23 protein-coding genes and 3 pseudogenes are annotated in these 20,465 nt (G+C 41.7%); 6 read left to right on the forward strand and 20 right to left on the reverse strand.

Annotated elements, in window-relative coordinates:
* Window positions 1-110, forward strand: a pseudogene (locus tag FTU90_RS11225) (IS5/IS1182 family transposase); the annotation flags it as partial.
* Window positions 92-352 (forward strand): Shedu anti-phage system protein SduA domain-containing protein, encoded by a 261-nt coding sequence (locus tag FTU90_RS11230; RefSeq protein WP_180072685.1) that lies wholly within the window; start codon window positions 92-94, stop codon window positions 350-352. The pseudogene FTU90_RS11225 and the gene FTU90_RS11230, both read left to right, overlap by 19 nt.
* Before the next feature lie 111 nt (window positions 353-463).
* Here FTU90_RS11230 and FTU90_RS16140 read toward each other — a convergent pair.
* Window positions 464-568: pseudogene (locus FTU90_RS16140) on the reverse strand (arsenate reductase (glutaredoxin)); the annotation flags it as partial.
* Here FTU90_RS16140 and FTU90_RS11235 point away from each other — a divergent pair.
* Window positions 562-690, forward strand: a pseudogene (locus tag FTU90_RS11235) (arsenical resistance protein ArsH); the annotation flags it as partial. The pseudogenes FTU90_RS16140 and FTU90_RS11235 sit on opposite strands and share 7 nt — an antisense overlap.
* Window positions 691-799: 109 nt before the next feature.
* On the opposite strand, the gene FTU90_RS11240 reads toward FTU90_RS11235, so the two are convergent.
* The 3 genes from FTU90_RS11240 to FTU90_RS11250 all read right to left on the reverse strand — a co-directional run bounded on the left by FTU90_RS11240 (window position 800) and on the right by FTU90_RS11250 (window position 7,144).
* On the reverse strand, window positions 800-2,938 hold the full coding sequence (locus tag FTU90_RS11240; protein WP_159138669.1) for a TonB-dependent receptor: 2,139 nt from the start codon (window positions 2,936-2,938) through the stop codon (window positions 800-802).
* Between the two features lie 391 nt (window positions 2,939-3,329).
* A complete protein-coding gene (locus tag FTU90_RS11245) occupies window positions 3,330-5,732 on the reverse strand; it encodes a glucose/quinate/shikimate family membrane-bound PQQ-dependent dehydrogenase (RefSeq protein ID WP_159138668.1) in 2,403 nt (800 codons plus the stop codon).
* A gap of 170 nt (window positions 5,733-5,902) precedes the next feature.
* The gene (locus FTU90_RS11250) at window positions 5,903-7,144 is read right to left on the reverse strand and encodes a carbohydrate porin (protein ID WP_159138675.1); all 1,242 of its coding nucleotides are present in this window, start codon (window positions 7,142-7,144) and stop codon (window positions 5,903-5,905) included.
* A gap of 482 nt (window positions 7,145-7,626) precedes the next feature.
* On the opposite strand from FTU90_RS11250, the gene FTU90_RS11255 reads away from it, so the two are divergent.
* Window positions 7,627-8,235: a DUF805 domain-containing protein gene (locus tag FTU90_RS11255; RefSeq protein WP_004732088.1), complete on the forward strand. Its 609-nt coding sequence runs from the start codon at window positions 7,627-7,629 to the stop codon at window positions 8,233-8,235.
* A 24-nt stretch (window positions 8,236-8,259) separates the two neighbouring features.
* A complete protein-coding gene (locus FTU90_RS11260) occupies window positions 8,260-8,775 on the forward strand; it encodes a hypothetical protein (protein WP_159138667.1) in 516 nt (171 codons plus the stop codon).
* A gap of 122 nt (window positions 8,776-8,897) precedes the next feature.
* Here FTU90_RS11260 and FTU90_RS11265 read toward each other — a convergent pair whose 3' ends face one another.
* Window positions 8,898-9,545, reverse strand: a complete 648-nt coding sequence (locus FTU90_RS11265) for an HAD-IA family hydrolase (protein WP_100329157.1) — start codon at window positions 9,543-9,545, stop codon at window positions 8,898-8,900.
* Window positions 9,546-9,643: 98 nt separating this feature from the next.
* On the opposite strand from FTU90_RS11265, the gene FTU90_RS11270 reads away from it, so the two are divergent.
* A complete protein-coding gene (locus FTU90_RS11270; protein ID WP_100355901.1) occupies window positions 9,644-10,411 on the forward strand; it encodes a hydroxymethylpyrimidine/phosphomethylpyrimidine kinase in 768 nt (255 codons plus the stop codon).
* 74 nt (window positions 10,412-10,485) lie between these two features.
* Here the strand turns inward: FTU90_RS11270 and FTU90_RS11275 are convergent, their stop codons facing one another.
* The 15 genes from FTU90_RS11275 to FTU90_RS11345 all read right to left on the reverse strand — a co-directional run bounded on the left by FTU90_RS11275 (window position 10,486) and on the right by FTU90_RS11345 (window position 20,435).
* Window positions 10,486-11,541 (reverse strand): DUF1176 domain-containing protein, encoded by a 1,056-nt coding sequence (locus FTU90_RS11275; protein WP_159138666.1) that lies wholly within the window; start codon window positions 11,539-11,541, stop codon window positions 10,486-10,488.
* A gap of 30 nt (window positions 11,542-11,571) precedes the next feature.
* Complete coding sequence (locus FTU90_RS11280; protein WP_159138665.1) at window positions 11,572-11,790, reverse strand: hypothetical protein; 219 nt, start codon at window positions 11,788-11,790, stop codon at window positions 11,572-11,574.
* A gap of 32 nt (window positions 11,791-11,822) precedes the next feature.
* Window positions 11,823-12,263: a nuclear transport factor 2 family protein gene (locus tag FTU90_RS11285; protein WP_159138664.1), complete on the reverse strand. Its 441-nt coding sequence runs from the start codon at window positions 12,261-12,263 to the stop codon at window positions 11,823-11,825.
* A 487-nt stretch (window positions 12,264-12,750) separates the two neighbouring features.
* Window positions 12,751-13,116 (reverse strand): 5-carboxymethyl-2-hydroxymuconate Delta-isomerase, encoded by a 366-nt coding sequence (locus tag FTU90_RS11290; RefSeq protein WP_005097963.1) that lies wholly within the window; start codon window positions 13,114-13,116, stop codon window positions 12,751-12,753.
* A gap of 124 nt (window positions 13,117-13,240) precedes the next feature.
* Window positions 13,241-13,579, reverse strand: coding sequence for a zinc ribbon domain-containing protein YjdM (locus tag FTU90_RS11295; protein WP_005097964.1), 339 nt, complete (start codon window positions 13,577-13,579; stop codon window positions 13,241-13,243).
* Window positions 13,580-13,701: 122 nt separating this feature from the next.
* Complete coding sequence (locus tag FTU90_RS11300) at window positions 13,702-14,148, reverse strand: SRPBCC domain-containing protein (protein WP_005169565.1); 447 nt, start codon at window positions 14,146-14,148, stop codon at window positions 13,702-13,704.
* A 239-nt stretch (window positions 14,149-14,387) separates the two neighbouring features.
* Window positions 14,388-14,777 carry a ribonuclease E inhibitor RraB gene (locus FTU90_RS11305; protein ID WP_074383475.1) on the reverse strand — a complete coding sequence of 130 codons (390 nt, stop codon included), beginning with the start codon at window positions 14,775-14,777 and terminating at the stop codon, window positions 14,388-14,390.
* A gap of 259 nt (window positions 14,778-15,036) precedes the next feature.
* Window positions 15,037-15,969, reverse strand: coding sequence for a DUF4041 domain-containing protein (locus tag FTU90_RS11310; RefSeq protein WP_180072687.1), 933 nt, complete (start codon window positions 15,967-15,969; stop codon window positions 15,037-15,039).
* A 585-nt stretch (window positions 15,970-16,554) separates the two neighbouring features.
* Window positions 16,555-17,220 carry a pseudouridine synthase gene (locus FTU90_RS11315; RefSeq protein ID WP_005169561.1) on the reverse strand — a complete coding sequence of 222 codons (666 nt, stop codon included), beginning with the start codon at window positions 17,218-17,220 and terminating at the stop codon, window positions 16,555-16,557.
* An 83-nt stretch (window positions 17,221-17,303) separates the two neighbouring features.
* The gene (locus tag FTU90_RS11320; protein WP_180072689.1) at window positions 17,304-18,017 is read right to left on the reverse strand and encodes an SIMPL domain-containing protein; all 714 of its coding nucleotides are present in this window, start codon (window positions 18,015-18,017) and stop codon (window positions 17,304-17,306) included.
* A gap of 96 nt (window positions 18,018-18,113) precedes the next feature.
* Window positions 18,114-18,362: a DUF6868 family protein gene (locus tag FTU90_RS11325; RefSeq protein WP_005097975.1), complete on the reverse strand. Its 249-nt coding sequence runs from the start codon at window positions 18,360-18,362 to the stop codon at window positions 18,114-18,116.
* 531 nt (window positions 18,363-18,893) lie between these two features.
* Window positions 18,894-19,157, reverse strand: coding sequence for a hypothetical protein (locus FTU90_RS11330; RefSeq protein ID WP_159138661.1), 264 nt, complete (start codon window positions 19,155-19,157; stop codon window positions 18,894-18,896).
* 113 nt (window positions 19,158-19,270) lie between these two features.
* Complete coding sequence (locus FTU90_RS11335; RefSeq protein WP_005097977.1) at window positions 19,271-19,492, reverse strand: hypothetical protein; 222 nt, start codon at window positions 19,490-19,492, stop codon at window positions 19,271-19,273.
* A 149-nt stretch (window positions 19,493-19,641) separates the two neighbouring features.
* Complete coding sequence (locus FTU90_RS11340) at window positions 19,642-20,019, reverse strand: hypothetical protein (RefSeq protein WP_171509129.1); 378 nt, start codon at window positions 20,017-20,019, stop codon at window positions 19,642-19,644.
* Between the two features lie 272 nt (window positions 20,020-20,291).
* The gene (locus tag FTU90_RS11345; RefSeq protein ID WP_004645925.1) at window positions 20,292-20,435 is read right to left on the reverse strand and encodes a zinc ribbon-containing protein; all 144 of its coding nucleotides are present in this window, start codon (window positions 20,433-20,435) and stop codon (window positions 20,292-20,294) included.
* Between the last annotated feature and the right edge of the window lie 30 nt (window positions 20,436-20,465).

The raw sequence follows: 20,465 nt of genomic DNA on the forward strand, positions 1-20,465 counted from the left end.
AACTTAAACATTTTCGGATATTAACAGAACGCTATAGAAATAGACGGAAACGATTTGGTCTAAGAATGAATTTAATTGCTGGAATGGTGAATTGGATGCTCTTAAATTAACTTTCGCAAGAGATCTAGTTAACTATAATAATAATGGTGAAACAATCGCACAGAACTCTTACGATTCAAAAACAATATTAATTATTGGCAATTGGTCTGAAATTGATACAGATAACAAGAAAAACCAAGAAATAAAAAAGAAGACTTTTGAGCTATTTCGTCAAAATTCTAAGAATGTTGAAATTATTACCTTTGATGAACTTTATGATCGAGCCAAGTTTATTGTTGATCACCATCAATAGTTGGGACTTTATCTAGAATAAGTTTTCAATAAAATAAAAAACATATTAAATAAAAAGCCACCCTTGCGGTGGCTTTTTTATGATCTGATTTATCGTCTTCAATTCTGGAATTTATTTCAACCGCTTCCCTGCTTCATCAATAATCATTTCCCCATCTTCCTTGCTAAAAGCTGCGCGCTGCGGAGCAGAAAGAATATCTAAAACAACTTCTGATGGAGGAACTTTACAAGTTCACCCTCCTCACTCGCGGTCAGTCTGCTTATCTCACCGATCGATATTCTGAACGAGTCGAAAGTGCTGAGGAATTATCGAAACGGGTGAATCAGCAAAAGATCTAGTTTTATCTCAAATCCTCTGATCAACTTTTCAAAACTTAAATATTAAAAAATCCCGCTCAGGAAGCGGGATTTTGTTTTTTGAAAATTTAACAGCCCTAAATCATTTCAATTAAAATTCTTTTGTCACACTCAAACCAACGCTCCAGTTCCGCCCTTCTGCCGGCTCAAAGAAACGGTTATTGCTTTCATTAACAATCACCGAACCAGAATAGTCTTTATCAAACAGGTTATCGACACGCGCAAAAGTTTTGACAGACCAATCTTTCATATTCCAATTATAGCCAATATTTGCACCAGCGACTGTGTAGCTTGGTGCAGCATCCGAATTCAAGTCATTCACATAAATACGGTCTGAGTAACGCACATCGAGTCCTGCATGTAAGCCACTTTCAGGCTTCCAACCCAGACTTAAAAATGCCTGATTTTTAGCAATTCCCGGAATATAGTTTCCGGCTGCTACCCTTGGAACTAAAACAGTTACAGGCGTACTAGTACTTAGGATTTCAGGAATATCTGCATCAAAAGTAGCATCAATATAGCTATAACTTGCTTGTGCTTTTAAATCACGCCATATATTTTTATTCCAGGAGAGTTCAACACCTTCTCTTAAAGTTTTATCGGCATTACGGAAAGTAGAGCGACCATTGTCATTACCTGCAGAAACAATGTCATCCTGAGTCGTCGTATGGAAAACTGCAACAGTAAAATCACCTAAAATATTGGCAGATTTCAATCCCATCTCATAAGTTCTACTTTCTGCTGCTTTTAGATCAAGTGTGCGACTACTGCCATCTGCTGGATAAGACATTTCGGTAAAGGTCGGCGTTTCAAAGCCTTGTGCATAACTGACATAAGTCATCAGCTCAGGTAAAATCTGCCAGCTTAAAGCCATGGATGGCAATAATTTCTCATAAGTGGTTTTACCTGAATTATCACCATTTACATCAGTAATATAATGATCTTCTGATTTAAAATGCACATTGCTATAACGTAGCCCAGCATCTAGAGTCCAATCGGGAGCAAAGTGATAAGAAGCTTGCAAATATGGATCTAAATTCCACAGGGTATTGTCTTCATCACGACGTAACTCACCCTTAACTCCAAAAGTATTCCCTACATAATTTAGATAACCTTTTCTGTCTTCGGTCATGGCATCAACAGCAAGTCCAGCAATCAGTTTAGTATTTGGTAAAACATCTCTACCTGTCCAACGTAAGTCTGCACCATAAAACTGACGATCAAAATCAATTACACCACCTGGGTGTTTTTCTAATGACTGAAAAAACTTAGAAATTGATTGGTACTGGATAACGTCACGCTGCCCCCAATAGGCCACGCCATATAACTCATGCTGATCATTGATTGACTTATTCCAAGTAAGACCTGTTTGAAATTGCTCAATTTCTTTTCTTGTATTAAATCCCTGAATTCTACTGTCTATTTGTTTTGGATTTGCTTCCCAATCCTTTCTCTCTAGACCGCCCGGATCATTTGCTGCAATTTTAACGTAGTTATTGACCCAGTTAATTTTACTGCCATCTTCCAGATCCCAAGTCAGTTTCGCATTATTCAGGACTTTATGCGCACTGCTGTGGTCACGAAAACCATCGGTATCAAAATAAGATGAGCTGATGATATAAGCTGGTTCATCGGCATTTTCTGAACCACCTTGCAAAACCAGCTTGGTCTGCCCTTTATTCTGGCTCCCTGCAGAATGCCCCAGTTCAATCGAGTCAGCACCTTGCCCCTCTCGCGTGGTGGTTAAAATCGTTCCCCCCGAAGAGTTGCCATAGAGCGATGAAAATCCACCACCCAATACTTCAATATGGTCCAGACTGTTCAAATCAATATTCGAAGTTTGTCCCTGTCCATCCGGCATCGTCGCAGGGATTCCATCTACATATAAACGCACACCACGCACACCAAAACTGGAACGTGCCCCAAAGCCTCGCATCGAAATTTGCAGGTCTTGAGCATAGTTTTCACGATTATTTAACTGTAATCCCGGAACACCTTTTAATGTTTCAGAAAGGTTCACATTCAGGCTGTTATCTTGTTCTTGATTCAGATAATACACTGACGCCGGTGTGGTCAATCGCTCCCGATCGGTACGGGTCGCTTGAATGAAAATCGTGTCTAACCTTTGGACTTCTTGTGTGTCATTTTCTGCATAAATGTTCTGACCTGCGCAAGCAATCAGGCAGGACAAGGTCGATCTCACGAATGGAAATTTCGGGTTTTGGTACATAAATGACAGGCCTTATTTGAAAGTGGTTTAATGCGGCAAATACCTTATCGAGATGGCGTACATCTCATGATTCAATTCATTTTGTTTTAAGCATCGATATCCAATAAATGCGCTGATTCGATGACATATAGTTCGCTCAATGGATAGAAAAACTTTGAGCTTAAAATTCTGTGTTTGATAAATTCAGACTTGATTAATCCTTTATCTGAATTGCGCTTAAAATCAGCCATATACAAAGAATATTATTTTAATGCGATCTGAATGAAATTGAGCTTTCAGCAACAAATCAACATCATTTCTCTGTGTCCTTAAAACTCGATGTAGGCATTCAACAATACATAATAAAAAAGCCTGACGAATCAGGCTCCTTCATACTGATTTAAAAGTTTAACTATTTATTGTCTGGCAAGGCATAAGCCACCAGAGAGTCACCCATTTTGGTGCCAAAGGAACCATGACCACCCGCCATAATGACCACATACTGCTTGCCATTGGCTTCATAAGTCATTGGCGTAGCCTGACCACCTGCAGGAAGACGGCCTTTCCACAATTCATCACCGTTGTTCACGTTGATGGCGCGAATGTAGTTATCTTGAGTTCCACCCACAAACATTACATTACCCGCAGTTGAAATAGGCCCACCCAGCATCGGCACACCCATTTTGAATGGCGGCAATGGAATGCCCGGCATACTGTCACGAATGGTACCGATGCGGCGTTTCCAGGCCACTTCATGAGTATTTAAGTCCACACCTGCAACAAATCCCCATGATGGCTGTTTACACGGTAGACCGAATGGAGACAGGAACGCACTGATTTCAACACCATAAGGCACACCATACATCGGTTGAACACCTGCTTCTGTGCCTGCACCTTTAGCCGTCTTAGGACGGTTCGGATCTTGAGGAATCAGTTTCGATACAAATGGCAGGCCAATCGGGTTGGTCAATGCAATTTGACGGTCTGGATTCACCGACATGCCCCCCCATTCAAACACACCCAGGTTACCCGGGAAGACCAGCGTCCCATTTTCAGAAGGTGGGGTATAAATGCCATCATAATTCAGTTTATGGAATGCAACACGGCAGACCAACTGATCAAACATGGTCGCACCCCACATCTGTTTATCGGTCAATTTATCTTGTGGTGCCAGGTTAAAATCAGAGAATGGTTGAGTCTTAGAATAGAACTCGCCTTTGGTTTGAGGTCCGCGTTTCACAGATTGTGGTACCGGTTTTTCGGTAATCGGCACAATGGCTTTACCATTACGGCGATCCAGCACAAAAGCATTCCCGGTTTTGGTCAAGACATAAATGGCTGGAACCATATTGCCATTTTTATCTTTAATCTCGGTCAATGTCGGCTGTGAAGGTACGTCCATATCCCACAAATCATGATGGGTAGTCTGGAAGTTCCATACCAGCTTACCGGTCGTTGCATTCAAGGCCAGCATCGAGTTGGCATAACGCTCGTCCAGTTCAGTCCGGTGACCACCGTAAATATCCGGGGTACCGACACCCGTTGGTACGTAGACGATATCCAGCTCTGCATCATAGGCCAAAGGTGCCCAAGCATTTGGAGAGTTATGTACAAATTTTTGACCCGGTGCAGGAATCAAATTCGGATCTTCAGCGCCTGTGTCAAATACCCAAAGCAGTTCACCGGTATTGACATCATAACCACGGATCACACCCGATGGTTCTTCAGTTGAATAGTTATCTGTAGTTGAACCCGCAATAATGATCGTAGTGCCGGTTACTACAGGCGGTGAGGTTGGAATATAACCGCCTGGATATGGGAATGGCATATCTTTTTGCAGATCAACTTCGCCATTTTTACCAAAGTCAGAGCAGACTTTACCGGTGGTTGCATTTACCGCAACCAGACGCCCATCATTGACCGGTAAAATGACTTTTTGTGGACATTCAGCCGAGGTGGTTTTCTTCGCAGCGAGACTGCTTTCAAAACCAGCCGTATTGTTGACATCATAATAAGATACGCCACGGCAGGTTAAATGCTGATAGGTATGATCAGCTTTTAATTTCGGATCATAGGTCCATTTCGCCTTACCGGTTGCCGGATCAAGCGCTGTCAATTTCTGGTGAGTGGTACAGATGTACATGTTATCACCCACCTTAATTGGGGTAACCTGATTGGTGGTTTCACCCGAGTCATTTTCAGTCTTGAATTCGCCCGTGTGATATTCCCAAGCCACCTGCAAATCTTTGACATTTTCAGTATTAATCTGCTTTAACGGTGAATACCGTAAACCGGACTGGGTACGACCATAAGCAGGCCAGTCTTCATCTGCCACACCCGGGATTGGCTGGTGGGCTGCAGGCTGCTGAGATTTTAATTCACCGCGAATTTCTTGCGGGTCATTAAATACAGCATAAATCATGACAGCGATGGTAATAGCCAGTGAACCACCCAGGACAATTTTCGCACCTTTGCTTTGATCAAAACCGCGTGTTACTGCCGGAATCAGCAGGGCCAGACCAAACAGCCCTAAAATATCTAAACGCGGCGCAAGTGCAAAGAAATCTGAACCGACTTCCCACAGCCCCCACACCACTGTCGCCAAAACGAATATGGCATAAACAAGGAGTGCAGCACTTTTTCGTTTATACAAGAGAACTGCGGTCGCAATAAAGAGAATACCTGCAATGATGTAGTACCAAGACCCACCCAGCACTGCAAGATAAATCCCTCCAATCAGCAGTCCTATACCGAAAACAGCGGCAATGACCGCTAAAATCGTTTTCAGTACCGAACCTGATGATGAAGTATTCATATTGAACACCTATAAAAGTTTTTTTGAAAGTCCATGCACATGACAGGCATGAGCACCCTTATTGTTAAATTCTGAGTTATAAATACATCAATGTCTTAAGCAGGCATTGCCCATTACTGCAACAAAGCACCTAGAGATTCAATAGTGTATTTGCAACTAAAAACTATATTTTAAAATGAAGTATTAAACTTGATTCCGCCCACCCAGACATTTTCACCATCTTTATATGCACCGACGTGACGCACATATTGCACATTCGGGCGAATGGTGAGCCAATTAGTGGCATGTAAGCCATAATAAATTTCTGCATCGATTTCTTGATGACGATCAGTACTGACATCGTCATTCATGTTGATGCGTGCAATACCAAATGCGATTTCATCTTGAGGGCGTGAATCCATTGCACCCTTATAAACCAGCCCGATATTTTGCATATCACTGACATTATTGGTTTTGGAGTCATGCACTGTCGCATTCACAAAGCCGGTCAAACCACGCGAAGCATCTCCGTCATGTGCAGTTAATTGTTGCTTGGCAACGATCCAGCCACCATGGTGATGATCGGTTTGATCTGGATTGGAAATGACTTCAGCTTCCGACGTGCTGTAGTAATAACCGGCGCGGTATTCACCTGGCAATTTTTGTGTGCCCAGTTTAGGCATCCAGACCACTTCTGCAGGAAGCATTGCCCCTTTGGAGCCGTCCGTACTCAGATTAAACCCTTTACCACGTTCCAGATTCTCAGGGTTGTATTCATAAACACCGACCTGGGCATAAAATTCAGGGTTAATGTTGTATTTGACTCGTGCAGCCCATTGGCTTACCGGCCAGTTGTACCACTGATCGCCAACCCAATTCCCGACTTGTGAACCGCATAGGGCCAGATTCTGGAAATCGCAGTCAAAACTGTTGAAGTCTTCGCCTTCACCAAAGCGTCCGACTTTCACATCCAGTTTTTGTTCCAGGAATTTTTTCTTGATCCATAAATCAGTCAGGCGCCAGGTTTGACCACGGCCCCAGACTTCTTGCACTGAACTCAGATGGCCATTTAAAGCAGCAGCGCTTTGAGACAGTGACTGACCGTTACGCTGGGTCACTGTTATTTGTGCTTCGGTGTCTTGCCAGCCTGCAATTTTTACCAGATCCAGATGTGCCCCAAAAACAAACTGGTCCGCATATTCAGTTTTATGGTTTGAAGATCTTTGCGCATCGATCAAGGTTGCCATTTCACCGGTATAACCAAAACTGAAATCATAACCTTGGTTTTGGAGCGCTGTACGCTGCCCGTTCCAGTCACCGAGCATCCACGGGCTTTCTGAACTGAAAGCAGCTTCAGCATGCACAGTGGTCGTGGTTAAGATGAAAGAGGCACAGCAAAGGTAAAAGGCCTTCGATAATGGGGAGAGATACATTGAATGTGACACCTTCATCACCATATGAAGCTTTTTATTGTACGCCTGTTGATTTAAAAAAATTGTTACTAATAGATAAAAAGTATGAACAAAATGTTATATTTATTAGTATTATTATATACTTTTTGTAAATTTTAAATTTATAAGTATTTGTTTATCATTATATTAAATTTAATAACATCAAACCATAGCTCCAAAGAACAATTTGATATTCATCAGATAGATTTAGCTTTATTTTCTTATAATAAGTTCAGCGATAAGTCAGCGCCATTAATGTTTAATATTCTTCATTTCAAAGCATGCAACGCCATATTTTTTGTTGATTGAATACTGAATCACTATTGCGATAAGGCTTTTAAAAACATAAGAAAATTTCCGCCATTCCCCTATGAATTTTTAAAAATTAGATTATGCTAAAGTTATTCTGATAAGAAATTGCGTCGCTTTAAAACAATAATCTAGCTTAATAGACGAGAACAAGCATGAAAGGTTCAATCCTTGATTTTTCTATTCAACACAATACCGGTTTTATCTCGGGGGATGATAATCAGCGCTATAGCTTTAATGGCGCAGACTGGCGTAGTGAGCGTCCACCTTCACGCGGTGATCGGGTCGATTTTATCGTCAATACCGCGGGTGAAGCATCTGAGGTTTATTTAACCTCAGGGAGTTCTATTTATCTGGGAGAAAAAATTTCCAGTCAGCTTGGCAAATATTCAAATCTGGATCAAGCCGAGGAAAATTACAGCAGCATTGACTGGTTTGTAAAATGTCTGACCAACTATGCAAACTTTTCCGGCCGTGCACGCCGTAAAGAATTTTGGTTCTTTATGCTGTTTTGTGTAATTTTAGGCATTGTTGCTGAGGTAATTGATACAGTTTTAGGCACTAAACCGCTGGTGAATAGCCTGCTTAATCTGGCACTTCTAGTCCCAAGTCTGGCCGTTGGCGCGCGTCGCTTGCATGATGTAGGACGCTCTGGTTGGTGGCAATTACTGACGCTTACCGTGATTGGCATACTGGTACTGATCTGGTGGTGGGCAACTGAAACCAAGCAACAAAACAATGAGTATGGTGCTCCTGCCAAATAACCGAACCTTACAAATCCCGTCTTGATGCGGGATTTGTTTATCGATTATTTAATGACTAAATATCAGCAAAATCAGACTTTCTCCATGCTGCAAGATCAATTAGTGAAATTTCCAGATGCTGTATGGGTGCAAATCTATAAAGATAAAATGCAGCTGATGAATATAGATGGCACGATTACGCATACCCTGCTACCCGATGTGCCCTATGCCCATCCGCGGAGTATTATTGCCGACTTTGATGCAGCCGCGATGACGCTGAAACAACTGTTACCCTCATCGGTAATGAAGAAGTTATTTAGTTCTATAGCGCTGCTGCAAATTATGGATCTGCCTGAAGACGGTTTAACCGAAGTTGAAAAGCGCGCGTTACTCGAACTCGGTTATGAAAGTAGCGTGCAAAATGTCATCCTGTTTGACCATGCAGGAAATGCACTGACCAAAGCCAGAGTTCCCCCCCAACATCAGATGACGATCATCAACATTTTACTGGTGATCATCATTATGGTGGTGCTGGCATCGACCTGGTTTTTGACGCTTTAATTCTTTTAGCCCAAATTAAAAAATCCCGCACTGTGCGGGATTTTTTAATCTCAGCAGCTCAGTATGACCTAGCTGCTTTCTGCCTCAGAACCATCACGACCGTTCATAAGACTGTTTCATCTTCACTTAAAATAATTGAGCAACTGGTCAAAGTGGTCTATTTGATATTTGGGTTGTGCCAGCGCTAACTCTTGCTGACTGCCATAGCCATAGCTCACTGCAATCGAGTCAATGCCATTATGACGTGCGCCAAAAATATCGTATTCACGGTCACCGACCATGATGCAGCCTTCGGCCTTTAAATGTTGCTGTTCTAAAATATACTGAATCAGCTCACCTTTATTGGTTCTGTCACCATTGAGTTCGCTGCCATAAATTTCAGTAAAATACTGAGCCAGATCAAAATGCTCTAAAATCTGTTTGGCATAAACCGTCGGTTTTGCCGTAGCGACAAACAAACGATAACCACGGCGTTTCAGTTCTGCCAACGTTTCTGCCACACCCTCGAAAACGTGATTTTCATATAGGCCTTTCACTGCAAAACGTTCGCGATAAGCCATCAACGCCTGCTCAGCCAGAATATGATCGGTCTCGATATTTAAAAGTTTGGCCAGCGAGGCTTTTAAGGGAGGACCGATAATCCAGTCGATATTGATCTCATCGCTAATCGGATGACCCACCTTTTCCAGACCGTAACGCGCAGACGTGGTGATCCCCACTTTAGGATCAGTTAATGTCCCATCCAGATCAATTAAAATATTCTTAATCACAGCCCATCCCCTCTCATCAGCACCGATATAAATTAATATCGAGAGTTCATTCAAATTTGCCTATACTAATGTAATTTTAGTGAATGAAGGACATCATTTTGCGCCCTACCGTACTTTGCTTTTCCGGTTTAGACCCTTCAGGTGGAGCCGGTCTTCAGGCAGATATTGAAGCCATTGGTCAAAGTGGTGCACATGCAGCAATTGCCTGCACAGCCCTCACCATTCAAAATTCACAGCAGGTTTTTGGTTTTGAAGCGACATCTAAAGAGCTGCTGCTGGCTCAGGCCAATGCCGTGGTGAATGACCTGCCAATTCGCTGTATTAAATCTGGCATGTTAGGCACCACAGAGAATATCGCAGCACTGGCGGAGTTTTTGACTGCACATCCGGACTATCTGTATGTACTCGATCCGGTTCTGGTGGCAAATAGTGGCGGTTCATTGGGCAATCAGGCGACACTGGTCAAAGCATTTACCCAACTAATTCCATTGGCTACCCTTCTAACTCCGAATACGGTTGAACTGCGTGCTTTAACAGGTGAAGAAGACCTACAGCTGGCCACTCAAAAACTATTTGATATGGGTGCACAAGCAGTTCTGGTTAAAGGCGGTCATGAAGATACGCCGGATTATATTCAGAACAGTCTGTATATCGCGGGCAAGTTGATTAATGAGACCCGCTGTCCACGTCTGGAGGGTGAATATCATGGTTCGGGTTGTTCACTGGCCAGCTTTATCGCCGGGCGTCTGGCCATGGGTGATCAACTCAAAACGGCGGTACAGCATGCAGAAACCTGGTTGTTTGGGGTATTAAAAATTGCCGACATCCCTGTTCCGAATGGTCAGAGAATTCCAAAGCGCTTCTAAGATAATATTTTTTTAAATTCAAAAGCCTGAATGATTCAGGCTTTTTTTATCACTTCTATTTTTCGAGGGTATTTCTATTTACCCTGAATGACTGTGCTTACATAGGTCGGCAAATCCCAGGCACCGCCAGCAAAGCCCTTGCATTGTACGGTCAGGCTACTGAAACTTTTGACAAATGTTTTACCATCCCATGCCCATTCGTCCTGACTCAGACAATCACCCAAACCACGTACTTTATGCCCGGAAAATATCTGGCCTTGGCTAAAGGTTTCTCCGGAGGTGGTCACCAGTTGTCTCGGTTGCTTGTTTTGATCTATCAGCCAAAAACCGCTGCCCATATTATAGGCTCCACGCCAGCATGGAATCTGAACCAACTGATTTTGGGCATTAATGGGATAAATCGTCATGACGTCATCATCTAGAAAACGCTGGCTAAACAGCAAATCACATTGATCCTCGTTGGTGGTGGCTTTCAGTTTTCGAATCATCTGCTGACTGGCTGCCGTATTCAGTTTCGCTTGAGTGACTTTGCCTGACTGATATTTGGGTATCACAATTTTCGGTATCGCTGCAGCTTTGAGGACCGTCTGATCGGACTTTTTTCCCGGCCTGATCAAGGCTGAGGATGTAGAAAGTCGACGCTGAAATTCATCCATCTTCAGTAAAACCGCGCTGGCTCCGGCAGTCGATAAGTTCCATCGTGATTGAGCATTCTTAAAGACAACCGGACCTGCTCCCTGTACAGCTTTCAGCAAGGCTCGCGTTTGATCGGTACTGAGTTGCCCTATCCCCTCCCGATTCAAACCAATCATGCCATAAGGCGTGCTGGCAATTTGCAGCTGAAGCTGTCTGGTCGGTGTGGCAGCAGCTAAGGGTAAAATCTGGACCTGAGCTTTGATGCTACTGTTTGTCCCAGCAGCACGCTCTAGTAGCACCGAAACCGGCTGATCAATATCTTGATCCGATTGATAACCAGCAGCGCGGCAGGTGCCGGTATTATCACAGGCAATTTCCCAGTCTTTATGTGAAAAATGCAGGCCCTGAATGGCCGCCAGACTTAATGAGCTGATACTGGCCAGACCAAATGCGACACTCATTGTTTTGATGCTGTCTATCCATTGTTGTTTCATTATTTAGTCCTTAAATTGTATTCGGCCAGCCTAGTGCGGCTTCCTCACTGGAAGGTTCCAGCCGACCACTTTGACATTCTGCACATTCGGATTCCTCGCTTCATGCTCTAAGGTATCGATCGAATTTTCTAGCCTATCAAAGGTCTGAATTGCACCGCCCCACATCCTGGCTCCCTGACAATAGGCTTTGAGTATATTCAGTTTTTGCTGAATGGTGTCCTGATAAAGCATGCCTGTAATCATTTGCAAAGATATTGCACTTAATTTTTTGAGCTTATGACTTAACTGACGCTTTTGATCCTGCGCATCTTACGGGTTTCCAGTTGTACCGGTACTGAGGTATGTTGATGCAACAATTGCCATCGTCCCTGCTGCTTGCTGAGACACATACTGACCCGGCACCAGCCCAACTGGAAAATCGGCTCAATTACCGCATAATTCACCCGAACATAGCCATCGACCAAGGCTAAATCAGTGCTCACATGAATATTGACATCTTGACGCTCTATCCGGATTCCTTCAGGGATAAAAGGCCGATATTGCAACCAGAGTGCCTGATAGGCATCTATGCCTTTTATTTCAGTACTGACATCGACCAGACGGATATCTGGCCGGCATAATTGAATAATATCCTGGATCTCCAGACTGCATATGGCATGGTCCCATTGCTGAAGAAATGCCATGACTTCCTGACTCAGTTGTTCATCCCCAAAAACCTGCATAAAGTCCCCCTCAATCAGGTATTCAGACCTGAAATCGGAATTAAAATTGTCCCCAATTTCTGGTCTTTTGCTTTTCTTATTTTGATTATGCTCAAGCACTATAATTGCTTGGCTATCCCCTTTGTGTTATTCACTGCAATTCATCTGAATATTATTTAAAACATTATTTTGATTTCAATCTTTAAGTTAAGTCCAAAACTTCATGCAATCTGCATAGACATACCACATTACAGCCCTATCAATCTTTATTTTTATTTAAATCAGGAATAGAGAGTTATCTGAACCCACTTTAAGACTTCTGCGGTATTATTGTAAATGATCAAAAATGTCATTTATAAAAAAAATATGTTTATATTTTAATAAGATGAAATGAATTTAGGAATAGTATTCATGTTCGGTCGTCTGATTTATTTTAGACTGAGCAATTGTAAAGAGTTTAAATACAACTCTTAAGCTGTCGCGATGCCACACAGCTAAAAGCCAGAATTTAAATCGTGACTTTGCTATAGGTCTGCTTTGGCATTTCAATAATTTCGACACAGAGCTGAATTTTTAATTCGGGCTGTGGAGCAATAGATTGCTGCATCACCTCAAGCACCAATGCAGAAATCGCCTGACGCACTTCGACACTACGTCCACTCAATAGTGAGACTTTGGCATGTGCATAGGCCTGATCTGTCTGTGGACTCAGTCCAATCACATAATCCTGCTGCATAATTGCACGACTTTTTAAATCATCGGGATCGGTGACATAGCCTGCATTGAACAATGCCTGATGCATGGCTAGCAAGAGCGGCTGAGTCTGGAGCAGATGTTGAAGATTGTCAGAATATTCCAGATGCAGATGTGGCATACGAGTGATCTCGAATCAAAAACGTGAGGATTGGGACTATATAAAAAATAAACGCTGAATTTTAGCAATGAGACGATTTATCCACCGTCTCATGTCCAGTTAAAATTCTAGTCTGATGCCAGATTTAAGCTTTCTTTACATATTCAGATTTTAGCTTCATCGGGCCCATTCCCTCGATTTTACAATCGATATCATGACCATCAGCAGCATCGGGCAATAGGCGGATACTTTTGACTTTAGTACCCACTTTCACCACTGAAGATGAACCTTTGATTTTCAGGTCTTTAATCACCGTCACGCTATCGCCGTCCGCCAGCACATTGCCATGAGCATCCTTAATGATCACTTGTTCTTCAGTAATTTCGCCTTCTTTCCACTCATGTGCACATTCAGGGCAGATCAGTAGATCGCCATCTGCATAGGTATATTCAGATTGGCATTTTGGACAGTTTGGCAGACCCATAAGAACCTCGAAAAAGAGAAAAATTAAATAAATGAAACAAATAAGATCACAGTATAGCATCTTTGCAGAGATGCGCTTTTGAACAGGAGTTTCGTTGAAGGCCAGCTCATAATCATCAAGCATTAATTATCCGGGATATGCGGATTCACCAGCAAGGAAAGTAGCTGGAATGATTCCTGCCAACTCAAATGACATACCGCAGGCGGCACTAAATCGGGATAGCCGACCTGAATAATATGCAGGCCTGTACCGACTGAAACCTTTTCAAAGATCACAGTGACTTCTATTTCACCTTGCAGATCTGGTGTCGAAAACTGATCGGTATAACGCAGTAACTGATTGGGAATCACCTCATGATAAATCCCATGAAAATGGTGCTGGGTACCAGTGGAAAAATTGGTAAAGGTGGTTTTATAGCTGCCGCCAGGTTTGACTTCCGCATGTTCTACCTTGGCAATAAAGCCATGTGGCGCCAGCCATTTGGCCAGTGCATCCGGATGCACAAAGGCACGATACACCCGCTCCGGTGGTGCACTGAACACACGATGCATTTTTAAGGTGTAACTCATTTTTTTGTCCTTTGTTCTTATTATTTTTTTATTGCGGGATATTCCCTGCATTTGTTGTGACTAAATCATCAGCCTGAGTTAAGTACTCATCTGAGTTATTTTATCCAGTTTTGAGCTGGCTATATATAATGAGTATGTATCTATACTCAAGCTCAAATCTTCGTATAGCAATTAAATAAAGCAATAAAAAACCCGACAGACCGGGTTTCTTACTTTAAATCATTTAAATACAAGCATGCTCAGCTACTACGCAGGCTGCTTTCTTCTTCATCCAGCTCATCATCATAGACATAGGCCATGCAGCCCCAACCATCATATTCACCCTGAAATTCTGCAGCGATTTTGCTGAACCACTGTTCCAGATCCACAATATCTTCGTAGGCAGGCTCCATATACACATAAATCGTGATAATCCATTCCAGGGTCGCGCTTTCTTCATCCTGAAACAGGCTGATTTTTTGTTCTTCCTTTAAGAGATACAAGGCACAACGATCCGCCTGCGCTTCATCCGCAAAGGCAATCGAAAATTCAATTTCGTGCGCTTCTTGCAAGTCGTCGCCATCCTGATGCATTTGCCACAGTACATTGCCATTTTCATCGTCAGGGAATTGATTGTAATCACGTGACATAGAAGTATCCTTATTATGATGCTGTTTTATTCTGCATCTAAGATTAGCTGATTTTTAGACAATTATCGAGATCCGGACAAAAAATATTATCTTTTAACCATAAATAAACATATGATTTTTATAAATATAAAAATTATCTGTCAAATGGGTATTTCTTAAATATTTATAGCCTATCACGTCCGGGAATATCGGTCTTTCGCTAAAACCCTATTCGTTATCAGCTACCATCAAGACTGAGTACTTTTGATGCATATCAAAACTATACGGTCTCTGGATGCCGGCCTTCTTGTTTCATGTGCACAACCAGCGCAGCAAACTTTAATTCCTCTAAACGTAAATCCAGATAGGATGACTGAATCGTGGCCTGACTCAGTTGCTGTCCGGTATAATTCAGCAGGACATAATCATCCCTTAAGGCTTGCAACATCTGTCCCAAATTTTCTCTGTTTAATTGAGCAAGATATAAATCTGCCTTGCTATTAAAGGCCAAACTAAAGATTTCAATGATACTTCTACGGCGGCCGTCATCGATATAATTACAACTGGCGATCTGCTGTGTTGCTATGGCCTGCTGAATTTTTTCACGCACATCGAGCAGATGCCGAGCCGCATCCGTTTCACTATATCCTGCGATCAGCTGTTGTAAAAGTTGCGGTACTGGCAGACATAAACCGTAATGCTTGGCCTGGATTTTATGTTCCAGGGCATTCACTACGTCCTCTAAGTGCTGCTGTTGCTTGGCCTGTTGATAATAACCCGCTAAACTTTTTCTGGCCTGCTGTTCAACTTCGACTAAGGCTTTCGCTTGAAACTGGGCGAGATAGTCTTTCACGCTTTCAATATAAGCCTTGAGATCATCAATCATGATCGAAGCATCCAGTTTGGTCACTTCAACAAAATTTTCGGCCTGCAAAGTCCGGTTGATAATATATTGTTCGATATCACAGATATCCTGATATTTTTTATATTTATTCAGCTCAGTCGTTAAACTGCCATGCTGTACCCGCAGTTGGGTCACGTCATAATTCAGTTCATCGACTTGAGCGTCATAATCTGCCAGTCTGCTGCGTGAATGATCCAGATTTTCCTGTAAAAACTGGATATTGCTGCGTAATGAAGTCTGGATCTTCAAGCTCCAGAGCAAGGCACATAATAAAATACTCGCGAGAACGAAAAAAGCCATACTGAGCATTGTTCTGTCCTTTAACCCCGGGCATTGCCCTAAAACATCAAATTAAAAATTTATTATAAAGTACTGGTTAATTTTGCATCACTTTGACCAGATAATCAAAGCCATTAATCGCCACTAAGTCGTTCATTCATTTTATTTTTCTATAATTTTTTATGTGCAAGTCATACATCATGAATTGATTTGCAGCTTAAATCAAAACGATCCTGAAACAGCTAACGGTATTTTTTATATCAAAGGATATAATTTAAAAGTTTAAAATTAATGACAGTAAAATTAAAAAAACCAATAGAAATAAAGATATCAAACTTATAAAAGCAGATAAAGACAATAAAAATTCCTAAACTCATCATCAAGATATGCAGCCAGCATTCACCGGTATGTTCTACATCGACAGAAGATTGGGCAATGCATAAGTATTAGATTTCAAATAAAAAACATGAAAAACCATTAATTTTCAGAGCATTGACTGAAATAAATTCTCACAATTTTTAATTCAGGTAGCCGATTTTAAATGGCAAATACCATTTTGAATGACTGTAAAAATAGAACTAATTTGACCGGATACCATCGTTTTTATAATCCACATCAAAACGGAACTACGACTTCAATCTCAACCGGAACACCACTCAGCGGCTGGCTAAAAGCCAGATAATTGGCATGCAAAGCCATACGATTTAAAGGACTGCGCTGTGGTTCTGGATGATAGATTTTATCGCCAGTAATGGGATGACCCAGATACAGCATATGTACTCGCAACTGATGAGAACGGCCTGTGATGGGCGTGAGTAAAACCCGACTAATGTCTTGCTGGGGCAAATATTCTATTGCCTGATATAAGGTTTTGGCAGTTTTGCCCAGTTCATAATGCACCATCTGACGCGGACGGTTTTCCCAGTCGGTCATCAAAGGCACTTCGACGCTGCCCTGACCTTCAAGTTTGCCTTGTACCAGTGCGACATAATTTTTATGCACGGTACGTGCCTGAAACATTTTACTCACCGCCACTTCTGCATCACGGTGTTTGGCAAACATCAAAATACCTGAAGTGGCCATATCCAGACGATGGGTGATTTTAGCCTGCGGATACTGGTCCAGAACCCGCAAATAAGCACTGTCATGATGTTCAGCTAAACGCCCGGGAACCGACAATAATCCGGCCGGCTTTTCAATCACCACCAGATCATCATCTTCATAAACAATATGCAACGGTTCTTGCGGTGGGCAATAGACAAAGTCGGGGTTGATGGGCATTTTAGGAATACAGCATCTGGAACAATGCGCGCAAAATAACAAGCTGTATTTAACCTGTCAATCACCGCGCATAGCCAGATAAATTAATCTGCCAGATAATAATCCACCGTCGAAACTACACGGACTTTTTTCAAATAGGGGGTATTGCTGTCGCGATCTTCGATACTAAACATGCCCTGATTGGCGGACTTGATTTTCCCCAGACTGCTTTTTGAATCTGCGGCAAATTTTTCTGCCACACTGCGGGCATTTTCGGTGGCTTGTTCAATCATCGCCGGCTTAATGTCATTCAACTTAGTAAATAAATATTCGGTTCTTTGTCCGGAATCATCTCCAGCAAAGGCAATGCCTTTTCGACCCAAAGCCATCAGACGGCTTTGTGCCTTGCGTACTGCATCGATGTTGTGGGTATAGACGGTAATGGTCTGACTGGCAGTATAGCGCAGTGCGACATTGGCATCACCGCCGTATTGCTGGGCGTATTTATCGGTAATACTCGGTGAAGCACTGGTGATCTCTTCGGCACTAAAACCTTCATTTTTTAGAAAGGTCTGAATTTCCTGGGTATTGTTTTGCATGGTATCGTACAACTGGGCCAGATCCTGGCTGCCTGCGTTAAAACGGATCGGCCAGACTGCTACATCAGCTTTGATTTCGCGTTCCGACAAACCTTTGACCGACACAATACGTTCATACTGTTTGATTTTTAAGGCGCTATTGCCCAGAATCCATCCTGAAATTATCATCCCCAAAGCAATCAGGACACCCAAGATCAGTGCCGGTTTAAATTGATTCATCTGTTTCAACTCCTTTAAAATTCTGTTTTAGTTTTTATACACCCTACTGATCCAAAGCTATTTTTCTGTCATTCAAGATTCAGTTCAGCATAGCGCTTAACTTTGCTTGATTAAATAGATTGCAATTAAAGGCGCCAGGTTAAACAGCAAAATCCCAATTTTATACAATGCCATACCTGAATAATGAATCACATCGAAGCTGGCTTCAGATAGCCGGAACCATTTTCCATGCAATTGTTTCATCCAGTTTCGGGCAAATACAAAAACCGTGAACCAGAGCATGAGAATAGTGTAATTGATGACTAAGGAAAATAGCAGAAAACGACACCAAATATCGAGATTCATCATAATTCCCCACTGGGCGCAGCTGATGCTTTAAAAATAACAGATTTGATCTGGGAAAATGAGAACTGATTTGTATCATGCTTGAATTGAATCTTGGTTTAAGCTTTTGATTTATTGTTATTTTAATGATTTATCATATTTGCACTGCTGGAGAATTTTTTAGGGTGTTGGGAAAACGTCTAATGGTTTACTTCAACTATCAATCTTTGTAAGACTTGATCTTATAGCCTATAAACTTGTGGTCTATAGCGTCCTAAGCCGGATCGAGACCTTTTGGGTTCGTACTGCACTCGCGTTTTGCGCCGCTCACAGCATGCTACTCTTTCCGATCCCATCACACCCTTGAGAGCTATATTAGGCAAAAATGGACGGGATTAATTTCCTATGTTTTTTTAATTTTTAGATTTTTTGAAAATTTATTTCATTATTAAACTAAATTTAGGGAAATAAATTTCATTCTTCATTTTTTACGCTTTTTTATTCTATAAAAATGGCCTTTATTGCAATTTATCTTCAAGACATGATGACTATTTATTGAAACAAAGCAGCCTGAATCCATTGTGCGCTAAACCACCAGATACTGATCGCCGACATCCCGCACAGCAGATTGGCCAGAACTTTATTGAGTCTCGTCAGTTCAGAGCTATAGATTTTCAGATTCAGTAAATATGCCATCACGCCGTAGAGCAAACCAATTGCACCTCCAAACAGGATCAGAATTAATGGCCATGCGGAGTAGAAATGGGCTTTTTTATCTAATTTTCCTGATTCGGGTGCGTACTCTCTGATTTCCATATGTGTTTGCCCTCTTTCCAATATGTGCACATGCACTATTTCAAGGCAGATATTTCGCTGTTATTAAATATTTGCCGATTAGGACTTTGATTGAAGCAAGAAGCAGACCAGTTTTAGTGTACAAAAAGCTGACGGGTATGTTGGTTGATATAGGCGTTCAGGCCATCGCCATATCGGGCGAGCTGTTTCATGTTTTCGACATGCTGATCACCGGCACTGCTATAACTATAAGTATAGACTTTCGAGGTTTTCTTAAATTGCACCCGAATAAATTCGTTACCAATCTCATAATTGGCAACACCTGAGTCGTGATTAAGATCAAGATAATGTTGCAATTCGGCAGCCTTAAATACGGTGAATCTAGGCTTTTATATGGAGATGATTTGGTTAATTTTCAATCAAAATCAAGGTTCAAAAAGATGTAAATTTACAAAAAAACATCCCACTCAATGATGGGATATTTTTTTCAATCTAATTGAATTAATTAGCAATTAGGATCAACGACATAACTTGTCTGGTTAAATTTTTGCCATGCTCCAGTAGCAGCGCCATCTACAACCAGAATAGAAATAAGTCCCCAATCCAGGAAAATACCTAATAAAGTTGTTGGATCAAATGTTTTCTGTGGAATAACGGTGTTGGTTTGACAGCCTTGCTTCTCTGCCTTAATCACATAGTTTTCTTTCTTTTTGAAAGTATAGACAGTATTACGCTGTCCCATATATTCTTCATTGACATATAACTTAGCCAATTCATCATTACTACGGATATTCACAGTTTGGGTTGAACCATTAAACATCGTGGCACAGCCTGAAGTAAATAAGATTGCACTGCCTAGTACTAAAGCTGCAAATTTTTTCATTGTTTCACCCCGGAAATATCTAACCTTAATTTAAAAGTGGTTAGCTAATTTTTAAAGCAGACAAGCTATACCGTTTATATTTAAATTTCAAATAATTTTTTGAATTTATTAGGTTTTACTTTAAATTAATAAGTTTCTATACATATATGATTGGCTTTTTCACCCTGATCTTTTGATTGCTACCTAAAAGGTTAGCTAATAAACAGCAAAAAGCCCTATCGAGTAATAGGGCTTTCGTTCAAAACAGAGGGTAACTGTTTGAGTTGTTTTGCTTAGGCATTCTTATTGTTAAATTGATTGCCTTGGCATTTGGTACACGGTGGTAAACGATCAGTACCAATTTCTAAGTAGGTGCGGTGTCCGCATTGAACACAAAAATAGAAGCCTGTTCCGGGTTTTTCGCCAGCAGTAACCATCTTTGTTCTCCATGGTTTTAGAAATGGTCT

The sequence above is a fragment of the Acinetobacter sp. YH12200 genome (assembly GCF_013418175.1).
Lineage (GTDB): Bacteria > Pseudomonadota > Gammaproteobacteria > Pseudomonadales > Moraxellaceae > Acinetobacter > Acinetobacter pseudolwoffii.